15 protein-coding genes are annotated in these 16,708 nt (G+C 70.6%); 3 read left to right on the plus strand and 12 right to left on the minus strand.

What is annotated here, in order from left to right:
- Positions 1 to 15: 15 nt before the first annotated feature.
- On the minus strand, positions 16 to 1,110 hold the full coding sequence (gene gcvT / locus ACESMR_RS20365; protein ID WP_373048959.1) for a glycine cleavage system aminomethyltransferase GcvT: 1,095 nt from the start codon (positions 1,108 to 1,110) through the stop codon (positions 16 to 18).
- A gap of 109 nt (positions 1,111 to 1,219) precedes the next feature.
- Positions 1,220 to 2,083, minus strand: coding sequence for a bifunctional methylenetetrahydrofolate dehydrogenase/methenyltetrahydrofolate cyclohydrolase FolD (gene folD, locus ACESMR_RS20370; RefSeq protein ID WP_373048960.1), 864 nt, complete (start codon positions 2,081 to 2,083; stop codon positions 1,220 to 1,222).
- 206 nt (positions 2,084 to 2,289) lie between these two features.
- Between folD and ACESMR_RS20375 the strand changes: the two genes are divergently transcribed.
- Positions 2,290 to 4,911, plus strand: a complete 2,622-nt coding sequence (locus ACESMR_RS20375; RefSeq protein ID WP_373048961.1) for an amidohydrolase family protein — start codon at positions 2,290 to 2,292, stop codon at positions 4,909 to 4,911.
- 162 nt (positions 4,912 to 5,073) lie between these two features.
- Positions 5,074 to 7,545 carry an MXAN_6577-like cysteine-rich protein gene (locus ACESMR_RS20380; RefSeq protein WP_373048962.1) on the plus strand — a complete coding sequence of 824 codons (2,472 nt, stop codon included), beginning with the start codon at positions 5,074 to 5,076 and terminating at the stop codon, positions 7,543 to 7,545.
- Between the two features lie 82 nt (positions 7,546 to 7,627).
- On the opposite strand, the gene ACESMR_RS20385 is transcribed toward ACESMR_RS20380, so the two are convergent.
- From ACESMR_RS20385 to ccmA, 9 genes are read right to left on the minus strand one after another with little or no spacing between them, the layout of a single operon-like run.
- The gene (locus ACESMR_RS20385) at positions 7,628 to 9,025 is read right to left on the minus strand and encodes a tetratricopeptide repeat protein (RefSeq protein WP_373048963.1); all 1,398 of its coding nucleotides are present in this window, start codon (positions 9,023 to 9,025) and stop codon (positions 7,628 to 7,630) included.
- Positions 9,025 to 9,780, minus strand: a complete 756-nt coding sequence (locus ACESMR_RS20390; RefSeq protein WP_373048964.1) for a cytochrome c-type biogenesis protein CcmH — start codon at positions 9,778 to 9,780, stop codon at positions 9,025 to 9,027. Before ACESMR_RS20390 ends, ACESMR_RS20385 begins: the two co-directional genes overlap by 1 nt.
- Positions 9,777 to 10,301, minus strand: coding sequence for a TlpA family protein disulfide reductase (locus ACESMR_RS20395; protein ID WP_373048965.1), 525 nt, complete (start codon positions 10,299 to 10,301; stop codon positions 9,777 to 9,779). Before ACESMR_RS20395 ends, ACESMR_RS20390 begins: the two co-directional genes overlap by 4 nt.
- On the minus strand, positions 10,298 to 12,316 hold the full coding sequence (locus ACESMR_RS20400; RefSeq protein ID WP_373048966.1) for a heme lyase CcmF/NrfE family subunit: 2,019 nt from the start codon (positions 12,314 to 12,316) through the stop codon (positions 10,298 to 10,300). The genes ACESMR_RS20395 and ACESMR_RS20400 overlap by 4 nt, the downstream gene beginning before the upstream one ends.
- Positions 12,313 to 12,801 carry a cytochrome c maturation protein CcmE gene (locus ACESMR_RS20405; protein WP_373048967.1) on the minus strand — a complete coding sequence of 163 codons (489 nt, stop codon included), beginning with the start codon at positions 12,799 to 12,801 and terminating at the stop codon, positions 12,313 to 12,315. Before ACESMR_RS20405 ends, ACESMR_RS20400 begins: the two co-directional genes overlap by 4 nt.
- Positions 12,798 to 12,941: a heme exporter protein CcmD gene (locus ACESMR_RS20410; protein WP_373048968.1), complete on the minus strand. Its 144-nt coding sequence runs from the start codon at positions 12,939 to 12,941 to the stop codon at positions 12,798 to 12,800. Before ACESMR_RS20410 ends, ACESMR_RS20405 begins: the two co-directional genes overlap by 4 nt.
- The gene (ccsA, locus tag ACESMR_RS20415; RefSeq protein ID WP_373048969.1) at positions 12,938 to 13,669 is read right to left on the minus strand and encodes a cytochrome c biogenesis protein CcsA; all 732 of its coding nucleotides are present in this window, start codon (positions 13,667 to 13,669) and stop codon (positions 12,938 to 12,940) included. Before ccsA ends, ACESMR_RS20410 begins: the two co-directional genes overlap by 4 nt.
- A gap of 8 nt (positions 13,670 to 13,677) precedes the next feature.
- Entirely contained in the window at positions 13,678 to 14,343 is a 666-nt protein-coding gene (locus ACESMR_RS20420) for a heme exporter protein CcmB (RefSeq protein WP_373048970.1), read from the minus strand.
- Positions 14,340 to 15,065: a heme ABC exporter ATP-binding protein CcmA gene (ccmA, locus tag ACESMR_RS20425; RefSeq protein WP_373048971.1), complete on the minus strand. Its 726-nt coding sequence runs from the start codon at positions 15,063 to 15,065 to the stop codon at positions 14,340 to 14,342. Before ccmA ends, ACESMR_RS20420 begins: the two co-directional genes overlap by 4 nt.
- A 304-nt stretch (positions 15,066 to 15,369) precedes the next feature.
- Between ccmA and ACESMR_RS20430 the strand changes: the two genes are divergently transcribed.
- Positions 15,370 to 15,894 carry a TspO/MBR family protein gene (locus ACESMR_RS20430; protein ID WP_373048972.1) on the plus strand — a complete coding sequence of 175 codons (525 nt, stop codon included), beginning with the start codon at positions 15,370 to 15,372 and terminating at the stop codon, positions 15,892 to 15,894.
- Positions 15,895 to 15,901: 7 nt separating this feature from the next.
- Here the strand turns inward: ACESMR_RS20430 and ACESMR_RS20435 are convergent, their stop codons facing one another.
- The gene (locus tag ACESMR_RS20435; protein WP_373048973.1) at positions 15,902 to 16,627 is read right to left on the minus strand and encodes a transposase; all 726 of its coding nucleotides are present in this window, start codon (positions 16,625 to 16,627) and stop codon (positions 15,902 to 15,904) included.
- Positions 16,628 to 16,708: the final 81 nt, after the last annotated feature.

The raw sequence follows: 16,708 nt of genomic DNA on the forward strand, positions 1-16,708 counted from the left end.
GGTGAGGGGCGGGCTTCAGGCCTGCCGCTTGTAGAAGGGAGTCTTCACGACCTTGGCGGCGACGGGCTTGCCCCGGATCTCGACGTGGAAGGTCGAGCCCTCCGCCGCGAGCTCGGTGGGCACGTAGGCGAGGCCGATGGGCATGCCGAGGGTGGGGCTCTGGGTGCCGGAGGTGACCTCACCCACGCGCTCGCCGTCCTTGAGGATCGGGTAGCCGTGGCGCGGGATCCCGCGCTCGGTGAGGGTGAAGCCGACGAGCTTGCGCTGCACGCCCTCGGCCTTCTGCTCCTCGAGGGCGTCCCTGCCCATGAAGTCGCCCTTGTCCCACTTCACGATCCAGCCGAGGCCGGCCTCGAGGGGCGTGTGGTCGTCGTCGATGTCGTTGCCGTAGAGGGCGAGCTTCGCCTCGGTGCGCAGCGAGTCGCGGGCGCCCAGGCCCGCGGGCTGGAGGCCGTCTGCCTTGCCCGCCTCGAGGAGCGCCTCCCAGAGCGTCTCGGCGTCGCCCGGCTGGCAGAAGATCTCGAAGCCGTCCTCGCCGGTGTAGCCGGTGCGGGCCATGATCACGGCCTTGCCGCCCAGCTCGATCTCCGCGAAGTGGAAGAATTTGATCGCGGAGAGATCGTGCGAGGTGAGCTTCTGCGCGATGGCGACGGCCTTCGGGCCCTGCAGCGCGAGCTGCGCCCAGTCGTCGCTCTCGTTCTTCACCGTGACGCCCTCGCGCGCGTGGTCGCGCATCCAGGCGTAGTCCTTGTCGGCGTTGGAGGCGTTGACGCAGACGAGGATCTTCGTGGGCGAGAAGCGGTAGCAGATCACGTCGTCGACGAAGCCGCCGCGCTCGTTGAGCAGGCCGGCGTACATCGCCTGGCCGTCGGCGAGGCGGGCGAGGTCGTTGGTGACCAGCTCGTTGCAGGCCTCCAGCGCGCCCTCGCCGAGGAACCACACCTCGCCCATGTGCGAGACGTCGAAGAGGCCGGCGGCCTCGCGCACGGCCTTGTGCTCCTCGATCACGCCGGCGTACTGCACGGGGAGCTCCCAGCCGGCAAACTCCACCAGCCTGCCGCCGTGACGCTTGTGGGCCTCGTAGAGCGGGGTTCGACGCGAGTTGGCCATGATGTGGGTCCCTCCCAGGGGCGAAATCGGCGCGCATGCTATCGGCGGCGACCGAAGTGTCAAGCAGCCGCTATCGTGGTGCGACAAGTGGCCGTTACGCCTCGAAGAGTCAATCGCTGCCGGTGCGCAGAACGGCGGCGCGGAGGGTGTTCTGGAGGAGGAGGGCGATCGTCATCGGCCCCACGCCGCCAGGCACCGGGGTGATCGCGGCGGCGCGCTCTGCGGCGGCGGCGAACTCCACGTCGCCGGCGAGCTTGCCCGCCTCGTCGCGGTTCATCGCCACGTCGATCACCCAGGCGCCCTCCCGGATCCAGGCGCCGCGGACGAGGCCCAGGCTTCCCGCGGCCGCGACCACGATCTCGGCGGCGCGGACCTCCGCCTCCAGATCCGCCGTTTTCGTGTGACAGATGGTGACCGTGGCGTCCGCCTGGAGGAGGAGCAGGGCCACCGGCTTGCCGACGAGGCTGGAGCGGCCGATCACCACCGCCTTTTTTCCCCTGGGATCGCAGCCCGCCTCGCGGAGGAGGCGCATCACGCCGGCGGGGGTGCAGGCGACGAGGCCGTCCTTCCTGCCCGCGAGGAGCTTTCCCTGGTTGACGAGGTGGAGGCCGTCGACGTCCTTCGCCGGATCGATGGCGTCCAGCACCGCCTGCTCGTCGCAACCTGCGGGCAGGGGCAGCTGGGCGAGGATGCCGTCCACCTCCTCGTCGGCGTTGAGCCGCTCGATCAGGGTGAGGATCTGGGCCGTCCCCGCGTCTTCCGGGAGGTGGTGCTCGGCCACTTCGATCCCCGCCTCGGTGGCGGCCTTGTGCTTGCTCCGCACGTAGCTGGCAGAGGCCGGGTCGTCGCCGACCCGGATCAACTCGAGCCGCGGCGCCCTGCCGTGGGCTGCGGCGAAGGCGCGCACGCCCTCCGCCACCTCGCCGCGCACCTGTGCCGCGATCGCCTTGCCGTCGATGATCCGAGCTGCCACGGGGACCTCCTGCCGCACTCCGGCGGTCGGGCCGCCAACTAACATGCGGGCGCCTGCCCGCACAGCGTGCAACGCGCGCGTGACGTTTCCGGACCCGGACTGGCGGCAAAGTCCGACTGTGGGGTATGAGACGCGCGCCTTGGGCCCTCGCGCTGCGGCGCTTTGGGGCTACGAAAGCCGAAAACGCTGGGGGATCGGGAGAAACCATGAAGAAGCAGCTCGCAATTCTCGCGGTGCTGGCGCTGGTGGGCACGGCTGCCTGCGGCGGCGACACCGAGCCCCACGGCGGCCAGGGCGGCACCGGCGCGACCGGCGGCAGCGGTGGTACCGGCGGTGACGGTGGCGTGGGTGGCGCCGGCGGCGATGGCGGCATGGGCGGCAGCGGCGGCGCGGGTGGCGAAGGCGGAGCGGGCGGTGCTGGCGGAAGCGGCGGCACCGGTGGCACCGGCGGCGACTTCACCAGCGGCCATCCCCTCCCGACCGTCACCACCTGCGAGAACACCGTTCCCGCCAGTGGCTGCGAGGCCACCGCCGGCGACGGCAACCTCCTCGTCACCGCCGACATCCTCGTCCCCGGCGAGGTCTTCCGCCGCGGCCAGGTGCTGGTCGACGCCGACGGCGTGATCCAGTGCGTCGGCTGCGGCTGTGAGGAGCACGTCCTCGCCGCTGGCGCGAGCCGCGTCGCCTGCGAGGACGCCGTCCTCTCGCCGGGCCTGATCAACGCCCACGATCACATCACCTACCTCAAGGCGCCGCAGCCGCGGACCGCCGAGAAGTACGAGCACCGCCACGACTGGCGCACCGGCGCCGATGGGCACGACGAGCTCTCCTCCGGCGGCGCCACGAGCAGCATCCCCGCGCTCCAGTGGGCCGAGCTGCGCTTCCTCATGGCTGGCGCCACCGCGACCAACGGCTCGGTCTCGGGCAACAACATCGTCGGCCTGCTCCGCAACCTCGACCACGCCGCGAGCCTGCTCGGCCTCCCGGGCAAGCGGGGCGTGCGCTACGACACCTTCCCGCTCGGCGACTCCAACGGCGCGAAGCGGACCTCGGGCTGCCAGTACGGCAACATCCGCACCCCGAGCTACTTCTCGAGCTACGACGGCTACGCGCCCCACGTCGGCGAGGGCATCGACGCCGCCGCCCGCAATGAGTTCGAGTGCATCCGCAGCGGCGACAACGACCTCATCGAGCCGCAGACCGCGCTGATCCACGGCGTCGGCCTCGACCCGATGCAGATCGCCGAGCTCGCCGCCACCGGCAGCAAGCTGGTCTGGTCGCCGCGCACCAACATCAGCCTCTACGGCGACACCGCCGCCGTGACCCAGTACGACTCCTTCGGCGTCACCATCGCCCTGGGCACCGACTGGCTCCAGTCCGGCTCGATGAACATGCTGCGCGAGCTCGCCTGCATCGACTCGCTCAACCAGACCTACTACGGCTCCTACTTCACCGACGAGCAGCTCTGGCTGATGGCGACCCGCAACGGCGCCGAGGCGATGGCGGTCGGCGACGTGCTCGGCACCATCGAGGTGGGCAAGGTCGCCGACCTCTCGCTCTTCGTCGGCGGCGGCCACGCGGATCACCGCGCGGTCCTCGAGGCGGAGGCGCAGGACGTGCTCGCCGTCTTCCGCGCGGGCAAGCTCCTCTACGGCGAGGCGGACCTCGTCGATGGCTTGCGCGCCGAGGCGGGCTGCGACGCGGTCGACGTCTGCGGCAACCAGAAGAAGGTCTGCCTCTCCGACGAGGTGGGCGCGAGCTTCGCCACGCTCGAGGGCAGCAACGGCTCCGCCTACCCGCTCTTCTTCTGCGGCGCGCCGGAGAACGAGCCGACCTGTGTTCCCAGCCGCGACAACACCGATTCCTCGCTCCCCGACCCGGTGGAGCTCGGCTCGACCTTCTACACGGGCGAGGCGGTCGAAGGGGATCGCGACGGCGACGGGATCGCCGACGAGTTCGACAACTGCCCCAGCGTCTTCAACCCGATCCGTCCCATGGACGGCGGGCTGCAGCCGGACTTCGACGGCGACGCCCGCGGCGACGTCTGCGACGTCTGCCCGATGAACGCCGGCACGGAGGACTGCACCCTGGCGAGCCTCGACGATCGCGACGGCGACGGCGTCGACGAGATCGAGGACAACTGCCCCGGCCTTCCGAACGCCGACCAGGCCGACGCCGACGACGACGGCAAGGGCGACCTATGCGACCTCTGCCCCGACGTGGCGAACCCCGGCGCCATGGGTTGCCCGGTCACGATCGCGCAGATCCAGAACCGAGACCAGACGAACCCCGTGCCCGAAGGCTCGAACGTCAGCATCGAATGCGCCGTCAGCCGCATCCGGTCGAGCACCGGATTCTGGTGCCAGGACCGCGCGGGTGGTCCGTGGTCGGGGATCTACGTCTACACGGGTACGACGCCCACGGTTGCCCTCGGTGACGACGTTCGGATCTCGGGCAGCTACGTCGAGTACAACAACCTCTCGGAGATCACGTCGCCGCAGGTGACCACCATCGGCGCCGGAACGATTCCCGCCGCGACGGTCGTCAATCCGGCGGACATCGCGCCCACCGGCGCCCTGGCGGAGGCCTACGAGAGCGTGCTCCTCCGGATCGAGAACGTCACCGTCACTTCGCCACCCGACGCGCAGTACAAGGAATTCGTCGTCACTGGTGGTGTGGTGGTCGACGACTACGGCAACTCGGCGCTGGGCAACTGGAACTACCAGGTCGGCGACGTCTTCAGCTCGATCACGGGAATCCAGAACCAGTACCAGCAGCGGTACAACCTCCTGCCCTTCTCCACCGAGGACCTGGTGCTGCAGCAGTGATGTGATGCGGCGTCGTTCATGGGCCGGCGGATCTCGTCAGCCCGTAAGCGGCCGACATACGGCGAGTAAAAGGGCGGGCGTCCTCTTCGTGAGGGCGCCCGCTTTTCTTTTGGGCAGCGGGGGTGGAAGAATCGCCCCTCCAGGTCAACGGGAGGGGTCCCCATGAAGCGGTGGTGCCGTTTGGCGTTGCTCTTCGTCGTCGCGATCGCGGCCACGGGCTGCGGCGAGGACGAGGCGAGCTGTGCGCAGACCGAGTGTGGTGGCTCGTGTGTCGACACGGGGAGCGACGAGGCGAATTGCGGCGCGTGCGGCAACGTCTGCGAGCCGGGCAGCGCCTGCACCGACGGCGTCTGCTGCGCCGAAGGTGCGATCGCCTGCGCCGGGGTCTGCACCGACCCCGGGGCCAGGGAGAGCTGCGGCGGCTGCGGGGTCGCCTGCGGCGCCACCGAGGTCTGTGCCGCCGACGGAGACGGCTTCGCCTGCGCGGACTGCGGCGGCGAGACCCGTTGCGGCAACACCTGCGTCGACCTCCAGGGCGACGGAGCCAATTGCGGCGCGTGCGGCACGGCCTGCGCCACGGGCGAGGTCTGCAGCGAGGGCGCCTGCGTCCTCGATTGCCGGGGCGGCCGCACCGCCTGCGGCACGAGCTGCGTGGACCTCCAGAGCGACAGCCTGCACTGCGGCGCATGCGACGACGCCTGCGAAGGCAACCAGGAATGCAGCGCCGGCGCCTGCGGCTGCAGGGCGGACGAGCTCGCCTGCGGCGGCACCTGCGTTCCGGTGCTCGACAACGAGGATCACTGCGGCGCCTGCGACAAGGCCTGCGCCGAGGACGAGCGCTGCAGCGACGGCGTCTGCGAGCTCCGCTGCTTCGGCAACGAGAGCCCCTGCGACGGCCGCTGCGTCGCGCTCGGCACCGACCCCGAGAACTGCGGCGCCTGCGGCACAACCTGCGGCCTCGGCGAGGTCTGCATCGACGGCGGCTGCGCCTGCCCCGAGCCCACCTCCGCGTGCGAAGGCTACTGCGCCGACCTGGCCGCGGACCCCAACAATTGCGGCGGCTGCGGCACGGTCTGCGGCAACGGGCAGCGCTGCCTCGACGGCGGCTGCACCGAGGATTGCCGCGCCACCGAGACCGATTGCGACGGCTTCTGCGCCAACCTGCAGGACAGCCCGCTCCACTGCGGCGCCTGCGGCGTGGAGTGCGACGCGGGGCAGGGCTGCGTGAAGGGCGTCTGTACCACGATGCCGCTGCCGGACTTGAGCGTCGACGCCGGGGTGCTCTCCAGCTCGCTCAACTACCTCGTCACCAACTTCGAGGCGAACTCCTGCGCGGTGGTCGAGGGCTGCGTCGCCGGCACCGGCGACCGCAGGCTGCTGCGCTTCTCCACCCGCACGCCGAACCTCGGCACCGCCGACCTGGCGGTGGGGCCGCCGAGCGGCAACCCGCACCTGGTCTTCAGCCAGTGCCATGGCCACTACCACTTCGAGGATTACGCGAGCTACCGGCTCCTCGACATGCAGGGGAACGTGGCGGCGGTGGGCCACAAGCAGGCCTTCTGCCTGATGGACATCAACCGCGTGGACCCCGACGCGCCCGCCACCTCCCCCCAGTACGGCTGCAGCAACCAGGGGATCTCGATGGGCTGGGCCGACACCTACGGCAGCGGCCTCGACTGCCAGTGGGTCGACATCACCGGCGTTCCCGCCGGCCAGTACCAGCTGGAGATCGCCGTCAACCCGGCGCGGGTCTTCGCGGAGCTCGACTACACCAACAACGTCACCACCATCCCGGTGGAGATCCCCCACGATCCGAACAGCTGCGTGCCGAGCGCCGAGATCTGCCACAACGGCATCGACGAGGATTGCGACGGCATGCCCGACGATCGCTGCCCGCCGATCGACACCAACGACAGCTGCGCGAACGCGTTCCCGCTGGTGCGGGACGGCACCTTCACCGCGGCGGTGGGCACGGCCACGGTCGACGACGTCACTTCGAGCTGCGGCGCTGCCTCGGGACGCGACGTGATCTTCCAGCTGGATCTGCCGAGCGAGCAGCTCGTCTATCTCTCCACCTTCGGCTCCGCCGTCTCCACCTCGCTCTCCGTCCGCACCGGCAGCTGCACGGGGACGGAGTCGAGCTGCACCGACGACGCCTGCGGCACGCAGCAGGAACAGTGGGTGGGCGTGCTTCCCGCCGGCACGCACTTCGTCGTGGTCGAGGCCCACGGGGTCACCGCCGACACCACCGTGCAGATCAAGGTGCAGACCTCGAGCTGCAGCGGAGCGAGCCCGATCGAGAGCGGCGTGCAGGTGAGCGGCGACACCACCGGCGGCACCAACACGCGGGTGGCCTGCTCCGGTGCAGCAGGGCCCGAGGACTTCTGGTACTTCACCACCTGCCCCGGCACCCACACCGCCAGCGCCACCACCTGCGGCGCCACCTGGGACACCGTGGTCGCCATCGGCTCCACCTGCACCGGCTCGCCGGTGGCCTGCAACGACGACGCATCCTGCGGGCGGGCCTCCGAGCTCACCGGCGTGCCCCTCGTCGGCGACGGCCTCTGGTTCGCCATCGTCGACGGCTTCAGCTCCTTCCACGAAGGCGTCTACGACCTCACGGTGAGCTGGTAGGCCGGAGCTGCAGCTGCAAATGGAAACGCCCGGCGCCGCTTCGATGCGGGCCGGGCGTCTCTCTTTGCAGCAGCGCTTGCCGTCAGTTGCCGGCGCGGAGCACCAGCGTGGTCGCCTTGCCTGCGGCGACGCCGTCGGCGTTGGCCGAGGGGTCGGACGGGTCGCGTGTCATCGCGTTGCCGTCGCCGTCGATGCGGGCCTCGACGTACGCCGGATTGGGCAGGGGCTGGCCCATCATCGTGTCGCCCGGGCCGATGACCAGCGTGAGCGGGAAGCTGCCTGCGGCGAGCCGCTTGGCGGCAGCGGGCGGGCCCATCTTCACGCCGGCGGAGCGGACGGAGACGAAGATCGGCGTGCCCGGGGCCACCTTGCCGGCGAGGGCCGGATCGAGCTCGAGGACCACCTGGAGATCGTTCGGGCCAGCGGCGGGCTCGGGTGCGGGTGCGGGTGCCTTCACCGGCGCTGCAGCCAGCTCCTCCGGCGACGGCACCGGCGCCACCTTGCCCTTGTTCTCCATGCGGAGCTTCGCCTCGGCGATCACCGGGGCCAGCGCCTCCTTGCCGTCGGGCCGGATCGCCAGCGCCTTCTCCCAGGACTCCACCGCCACGTCGTATTTCGCCACGTCGAAGGCGACGAGGCCGCGGCGCACCCACGCCTCGGCGAGCTGCGGATCCTTCCGCACCGCCGTGTCGAGGAGCGCGAGGGCCTGCTCGGCCATGCCCATCGCCTGCCGCACCACCGCCTCGTAGGTCAGCGCCCGCGGGTTCTCGGCGTCGAGGGTCTTGATGTGCTGGACCACCTGGAAGACCTCGACCAGCCGCTCCCGGTAGAGGAAGGCCTGCGCGAGGTCGAGCTGCGCCTCGAGATCCTGCGGGTTGGCCTGCGCCCTGGCGATGAACTGCTCGAGCTCGGGATCGGGCTGCGCCGGGGCCTGCTGCCCCTCGGCCATCTGACCGTTGCCAGCGGGGCCGTTTACGGTGGGGCCGTTGCCGGTGATCGAGCCGCCGGGGGCGCGGTTGCCCGACTCGCTCTGGAGGATGAAGAAGAGCAGGGCGCCGAAGAGCACCACGCCGCCGCCCCAGGCAGCGCCCACCCACGCCGGCGTGGGCTTCGCCGCAGCAGCGGCGGGCGCTGCAGCTGCAGCCGCCTCCGCCTTGCGCTCCCGGGCCTCGGCGAGGTCGAGATCGCGCAGCACCGCCGCCGCCTGCAGCTCGAGCGCGAAGCGGTCCCGGGCGAGCTCGTCGGCGGTGCGCTTGCCCGCCGTGTCGTCGAGCTCGCGCAGCTGCGCCACGAGCAGGTCGCGCTGCACGCGCAGATCGCGCACCTCGACGTCCTCGATCGCCACCGCGTGCGGCATCGCCGCCGCGGCGCCGCGCTTCGAGCGGGCGAATTTCACCGCGAGGACGAGGCCCGCGAGGAGCCCCAGCCCCAGCACCAGCAGGGGCGGCAGCCAGTTGGTCTCGTGCATCCCGCCGCCCATCACTCCGCTCCCTTCGCGAGATCCGCCGGGGGCTCGCCGCCGGACCAGCCGTAGGCCAGCTCGCGCACCTTGCGCACGTAGCGCGACAGCTCCGCATCTTCGGGCAGCTCGCCGCGGCCGGGCACGTGGCCCGCCACCGCACCCGCCTTGCCGGCGCCGAGCTTCTTCACCGTGTAGGCCACCACCCCGAGGCCCGCGAGGACGAGCACGCCGGGGCCGAGCCACACCAGCCAGTTGATCCCTTCGGCCTTCGGCTCCATCAGCACGAACTGGCCATAGGACGCCTCGAAGTAGCGGAGGATCTGGTTCTGGCCGAAGCCGAGGGCCACGAGGTCGCGGACCTCGTTCTTCATGTTGACGGCGGTGGAGGAGGGCGAGTCGGCGACGGCGCTGCCCTGGCAGACCGGGCAGCGGAGCAGCAGCGCCACCGCGTGGGTCTTCTCCTCGAGGGCCTCGGGCGTCGCCGGGATCGCGTCTTCGGGCTCACCGACCACCGAAACCACGAAGGCGCGGTCGACCGGCTTGCCTGCCTGCTCGGCACGGGCGGCGGCCTGGTTCAGCACCGCGGCTGCGTCGGCGTCCATGCCGTCGCCTGCGGGCGCCGCAGGCGCAGCTGCAGCGGGGACCGGCGGGTGGTTGGGCGGCAGGGGCTTGGTGGCGCCGGCGCGCACCGCGCCGAGACCGACCCAGCCTGCGGCCAGGAAGGCGAGGACCATCCGCACCCAGCAGGGCAGGGAGAAACGGAGCAGGCTCACTGCGCCTCCAGCAGCTCGCGCACGTGTTTCGCGAGCAGATCGGGGGAGAGCGGCCCGGCGTATTTCGAGACGATCTTCCCGTTGGCGTCGATGAAGAAGGTCTCGGGCACGCCGGTGACGCCGTAGGCGATGGCGGTCTTGCCGCCCTCGTCGATCAGCGCGGGGTAGCCGCTGCCGTAGCGATCGAGGAACTCGGTGATCGCCTCTTCCTTGTCGTCGTAGACCACGCCGACGAACTGCACCTGCTCGCCGAAGGCATTCGCCCCGCGGGTGAGCACGCCGTGCTCCATCTTGCAGGGCTGGCACCAGGTGGCCCAGAAGTTGACCACCGCCGGCTTGCCCTTGAGCGCGTCCAGAGAAACGGTCTGCTTCTCGCCGACGCTGGTGAGGGCGAAGGGCGGCGCCTGCCTGCCCACCAGCGGCGAGCGGACCGAGTGCGGGTCGTTGCCGAAGCTCATCGCGAAGAGCGCGATGAGCGGCAGCACGAGGACCAATCCTGCGATGAGGACCTTTTTGTTCACGCTGCGGGCTCCACGTTGTCGGGGGCAGGGCCACCGGCGGCGACGGGCTGCCGGCTCCGCGCGGAAGCGGTGGCGAGCGAGCGGCGCGGCCACATCGAGAGCAGCGAGCCGAGCACGATGATGGCGGTTCCGAACCAGATCCAGCCGACCATCGGCTCGAGGAAGGCGCGGAGGCCGAGGTTGCCCTTCCCGTCGATGCTCATCATCGACAGGTAGATGTCCTCCTTCACCGTGCTGTGGACCGCGGGGGTGCCGATCGGCTCGCGGCGGGTGAAGTAATGGTTCATCGCCGGCTCGAGGATGCCGAGCGACTCGGTGCCCTTCTTCACCTCGACCTGCGCGATGGTGGAGCGGCGGTGCGGCTCCACCCGATCCTGCGTGCCGAGGAAGGTGAGGGTGTAGGGGCCGAGGGTGGTCGAACCACCCGGCGGCAGCGTCGTCTCCGCCGTCACCTTGTGGGTGCTGGAGACGCCGATCGCCACCATCACCAGCACCACGCCGAGATGGACCACGTAGCCGCCGAAGCGGCGCCGGCCCGGGCCGACCAGCGAGGTCAGCGCCTGGCCGAGGCTGTTGCGGCCACCCTTGAGGCGCTGGCGCACCGGCAGGAACATCTCCTTGAGCGTCACCTGCAGCGTGTAGCCGCCGGTGAGCAGCGTGAGGATGAGCCAGGGGCTGCGGGCGCCCAGGGCCACGCCGATCGCGGTGACCACGGCAGCGCCTGCGAGCGGCGGCAGCACCGCGCGCACGGCTTCCTGGCGGCTCGAGCGGCCCCAGGGCAGCGCGGGGCCGATGCCCATCACGAAGAGCAGCGCCACGCCGAGCGGGATCGCCATCCGGTTGAAGTACGGCTCGCCCACGCTGATCTGCACGCCCTTCACCGCCTCGACGATCAGCGGGAAGACGGTGCCGATGAGCACGGTGAAGGTGAGGCCGACGAAGATCAGGTTCTGGACGAGGAAGAAGCTCTCGCGGCTCTTCGCATCGTCGATCCGCCCCTCCGCTTCCAGCGTGCCGATCCGCGCGGCCAGGAGCAGCACGGAGAAGACGAGGCCGAAGCCGAGGAAGCCGAGGAAGGTCGGGCCGATGTCCGACTGGGTGAAGGAGTGCACCGAGTTGAAGACGCCCGAGCGCGTCATGAAGGTGCCGAGGATGGTGAGCAGGAAGGTCGCCAGCACCAGGGTGACGGTCCAGCCCTTGAGGATCCCCTTGCGCTCCACCACGAGGATCGAGTGCACCGCAGCGGTGGCCGTGAGCCACGGGAGCAGCGAGGCGTTCTCGACCGGATCCCACGCCCAGTAGCCGCCCCAGCCGAGGACCTCGTAGGCCCACCAGCCGCCGAGCACGATGCCGACGGTGAGAAACATCCAGGGCACGAGCAGCCACTGCCGCAGGCTCTTGAGCAGGTCGGGACCGAGGCGGCCCGCCATCAGCGCCGCCACGGCGAAGGCGAAGGGGACGGTCATGCCCACGTAGCCCAGGTAGAGCGCAGGCGGGTGGACGACCATGAGGATGTGGTTCTGGAGGAGCGGGTTCGCGCCGGGGCCGTCGGCTGGCGGGTTGGGCACCACATGGAAGGGGTTGGCAGGCCCCGCGATCAGGAAGGCGAAGAAGACCGAGCACGCGAGCAGGATGCCCAGCGCCCAGGGCATCACCTCGGGGTGCTTGTTGCGGCTCCAGTAGACGGCGCCGCCGACGTAGAGACCGAGGATCGCGCCCCAGAAGAGAATCGAGCCCTCGAGCGAGGACCAGAGGCTCACCACCGTCACCCAGGTCGGCGTCGCGCGGGAGCCCACCTGCGCCACGTAGCTCACCGAGAAGTCGTGGGTGAGCAGCGCGTAGACCATCAGCACGTTGGCGCCGATCATCAGCGCGGAGAAGGCGTAGGCCATCCGCCGCGCCCACTGCAGGGCGGCGTCGTTCTTCTTGAAGCCCGAGGTGAAGCCCAGCACGCTGCCCACCGCAGCGGTGAGCAGGGCGAGGAGCACCAGCGTCTGGCCGAGGATCGCGTTCATCGCCCGTCCTCGTTGTCCTTCATCACCTGCTTGATCATCTTCTCGGCGTCGTACGCCTCGCCTTCCTTCGGCGCGCGGTACTCGTTGTCGTGGGAGACCATGAGGCGGTTGGAGGTGAAGTGTCCCTCCGCCGTCATCGTCCCCTCGACCACCACGCCGATGCTCTCCCGGAACATCGCGGGCGGCACGCCCTCGGCCTTCACCGGGACGTTGGCCTTTCCGTCGGTCACCTCGAAGGCGAGCTTGTTGGTGCCGTCGAAGACGATGGTGCCCGGGGCCACCTGGCCGCCGAGGCGGATGGTGGCGCCCACCGCCTTGTCGGCGTTGGCGCGCAGGTCGCTCGGGGCCCAGTAGTAGACGAGGTTCTCACCGAGACCGCCGAGGGCGATGAAGGAGAAAGCCGCGCCGGCGATGGCGAGGGCCACCACTGCAAAGATCTTCGTCTTCTTCGAAATCGGGGGGAGGGCAGGGGCAGCGGTGCTCATCGAACTTCCTCATCGTTGTGGCGCTTCTCGCCCTTGAGGCGGAGCAGCAACGAGATGGTGTAGCCACCGAGGACGGTGAAGGTGATTCCGTAGGCGGCCCAGACGTACTCCCAGCCGCCGATGACGATGCCGCCGGTCATGCCTCACCTCCGGCAGCGGCGATGCGATCGTCGCTGCGCTCGCGCTCCGGCAGAGGCGGAGCGATCTCGTTCTCGAGGCGCCGCGCGGCGAGGCGCGTGCGCAGGGACACCAGGCCCATCATCAGAAAGAGCATGGCGAAGGCGTTGATCCGCAGCGGCGTGATCATCGGCCCGTCCACCGTCTCGGGGGTCGACTGCACCTGGTGCAGCGAGTTCCACCACTTCACCGAGTAGTAGACGATGGGCACGTCGGCGAAGGCGATGATGGTCGCGACCGCCGACCAGGTCGCGCGGCGCACCGGCTCCTCGACGAAGTGGCGCAGCGCGAGGATGCCGATGAAGGCGAAGAGCATCACCGCCACCGCGGTGAGCCGGGGATCCCAATCCCACCAGACGCCCCAGGTCGGCTTGGCCCAGATCGCGCCCTGCACACAGAGCAGGAAGCAGAGCAGCACGCCGACCTCGATCGCCGCCTCGAGCCGCGAGTCCCACTTCCAGTCGTGCTTGAAGAGGAAGAGGAGCGCGCAGACGAAGGCGAAGGTGAGGGTGAGCATGCCGATCCACGCCGTGGGCACGTGGACGTACATGATCCGCTGGACCTCGCCCATGAAGTGCTCGCGGGGGGCGACGGCGAGGCCGATGTAGGAGCCGATGGTGAAGAGCACCACGGCAAGGCCGATGAGGCCGTACGCCAGCAGGGGGCGTTTTTCGTTGGTCGTCGAAGCCATGGGCTCTCCTACTCCTCTACCACCTGGCCGAACAGCAGACCGCAGAGTGGCCAGAAAACACCGTTGAATGCAGCCAGAAGCAGCACCCAGGAGGACGCCTGCCCCATCGGATCGCCGAGGAGCAGGAGCGAGCTCGCCTTCACGGCGGCGAGCAGCACCGGCACCACCAGCGGGAAGAGGAGCAGGGGCAGGAGAACCTGCTGCGCCCGGGCCTGCGAGGCCATCGCCGCGTAGAGGGTGCCCGGGGCGGAAAGCCCTGCCGTTCCGAGGGCGAGAACCCCGACGAGGGCGAGCAGATTCTGCGAGCCGGGATCGTAGAGGACGATCATCACCGGGATGAGCCCGATCCCGACCAGCAGGAGCTGCAGCCAGTTGGCGAGCGCCTTGCCGTAGTAGAGGGCGCGAGGCGAGGCGGGCAGGAGGAGGAGCCCCTCCAGCGCCTTCTGCTCGATCTCGCTGCGGTAGCTCTCCGCCAGCGCCAGCGTGGAGGAGAGGAGCAGGGCCACCCAGAGGAAGCCGCCGGCATTGGCGCGGAGGGCCGCCGAGTTGGGGCCCACCGCGAAGGAGAAGAGGAGGAGGGTGGTGGCCCCGAAGACCATCACCGCGCTCGCCTGGGCGCGGGTGCGCCAGGAGAGGAGGAGGTCCTTGTGGGCGGCGGCGACGAGCTGCCTCATCGAACGGCCTCCAGCTTCCGGGCGGGGGCGTGGTGCGCGGCGAAGGCTGCAGGGAGGTCCTTCGCCCTGCCGCTGAAGATCACCCGGCCGCGCTCCAGGGCGATGCCCATGTCGCAGAGCTCGGCGCCCTTCTCGAGGTGGTGCGAGGCCATGAGCACGGTGGTGCCCCGCGCGGTGAGCCTGGGGATGAGGGCGTCGACGAAGGCGAAGCCCGGGGGATCGAGCTGGCCGTAGGGCTCGTCGAGGAGGATCACGCTCGGCTCCTGGAGGAGCACCCGGGCGAAGGCGATGCGCTTGCGCATGCCGGCCGAGAACGAGGTGATCGGGCTGTCGGCGCGCTCGGCGAGGCCGACCTCCTCGAGGAGCGGCATCAGGTCGCGCCTGCCTGCGGGTCTGCCGGCGAAGCGGGCGGTGACCTGGAGGTTCTGCAGCGCCGAGAGGGCGTCCCAGGTATTCGAGTAGTGGCCGAGGAGGCCGACCTGCGCCCGGGCCTCCTGCCTGGCCTGGATGCCGTCGTGGCCGTTCATGCGGTAGCTGCCGCGGTCCGGTTTCAGCGCGCCGGCGAGGACGCGGAAGAGCGTCGACTTGCCGGAGCCGTTGCGGCCGGCGACGAGCAGGGCGGTGCCGCGGGGAACCTTCAGGTCGATGTCGATCAAGGCCCACGAGCGCCCGTAGCGCCTGCAGAGCCCTTCCGCCTCGACCGCTGGGTGGTTGTCCTTCATGACCTCGGGCCGCTCCCGGCAACGGCCCTCTGAGCCGCCGATCCGTGTTGTTCCGCGCTGAAACGCCGAATCAACGGACTTCTAAACTCCCTGTATCCCTGCGCAAGGAGAACCTGCCCCAATTCGGAACGCTTGCAGGTCCTCGGTGCTGCGAGGGGGGCCTCCCCCGTGGGAGGGCCGTTTCGCCCCCCTCGAACCCACTTCGGTGGGGGGGCCTTCCCGTACCCGGCGTCGAGGCAAGAGGCAACCGGACCGGCGCCTGGCGGTCGCTGTCCAAGGTGCGCGGAGGTCCCACCTTCGGGAGATGGAACGATGGGACGTCGGGGCAGCGGTGGGGATCGGGGGCGCGGTGGCAGGGACCGCGCTGCTGGGAGCGGTGGCGACGAGGAGCGGGCTGGGGCCCGAATACCGGGCGCTGGAGAAGCCGCCCTGGCAGCCGCCGGCGGCGGCGTTCGGCCCGGTCTGGACCGTGCTCTACGGGATGATGGCCTGGTCGGCGTGGCGGGTCTGGCGGGCGCCGCCCTCCCGGGCGAGGCGGCGGGCCCTGGGACTGTGGAGCGCGCAGCTGGCGCTCAACGCGGCGTGGTCGCCGCTCTTCTTCGGCCTGCGGCGACCGGGGCTCGCCCTGGCGGACATCGGCCTGCTCCAGCCCACGCTGGTTGCCTGCACCGCTGCCACCGCGAGGGTCGACCGCAGGGCGGGGCTGCTGCTGGTGCCCTACCTGGCGTGGACCACGTTCGCCGCGGCGCTCAACGCGTCGATCGTCCGCCGCAACCGCAGGCGCCTGCGGCTCGCGCGGCGGCTGGGGCTGCGCCGGCTCTATCACTGAGGCCCTGCTACCCCGGGAAGGCGAAGGCCGGCACGGTCTTCTTCGGGCGCGCCCGGCGCCAGCCCGTCTCGAGGAGCCAGCTGGCCGGCGGGGCCACCGGTGGGCTGCCGTCGTCGAAGGTCCGCCACCACGCCTTCTCGTCGCCGAGCTGCTCGTGCGAGACGGCGAAGCGATCCACGTAGCTCGAGACGGCACGCCGCTGCCGCTCGGCGTGGATGCGGGTGTTGCCGCGCACGTATTCGATCGCGTTGCGCGCTTCCGTAGGTGAGCCGAGGGCGTGCGCATGGAACCGATCGGCAAAGACCTTCCCCGCGCGCCCCATCAGCCGGTTGAGCCCGCGTGCGATCCGCACCCCGAGCCCCTGCATCGCGCTCGAGAGCGCCTGCGTCCCGCTCGCCTCGACGATGAGATGGAGGTGGTTGCCCTGCACCGAGAAGTGCGTGATCCGCGCGCCGAAGCGCTCCACCGCCGGACGAAAGGCGCGGAGGAGCACGCGGAAGCTCCGCTTCGACTGCATGCTCCAGACGTGGTCGAGGACGCGCCAGGTGACGAGCACCGGGTGGTCCTCGCCGAGCACGGGGCGGGGGCGGTGCTTCACCTGTGGCCGCGGCGCGATCCGCTTACGGCCTGCTCCCGTCCGCTTCCCGCCGTGGGTGAAGACCTCCGGCAACGGCAGGTCCTGCTGGCCCTTCTTCCGGCTCCGCCGCCGCTTCGCTCCGAGAACCCGCGCCATCACCGCCCCCACGGTTGAATGGGCATAGAATCCCATACCGCTCGATCTGCGAATAGACCCCGCCGGGGCTGCGATCGGGTC

The organism is Vulgatibacter sp. (assembly GCF_041687135.1).
In the GTDB taxonomy this organism is placed as follows: Bacteria; Myxococcota; Myxococcia; order Myxococcales; family Vulgatibacteraceae; genus JAWLCN01.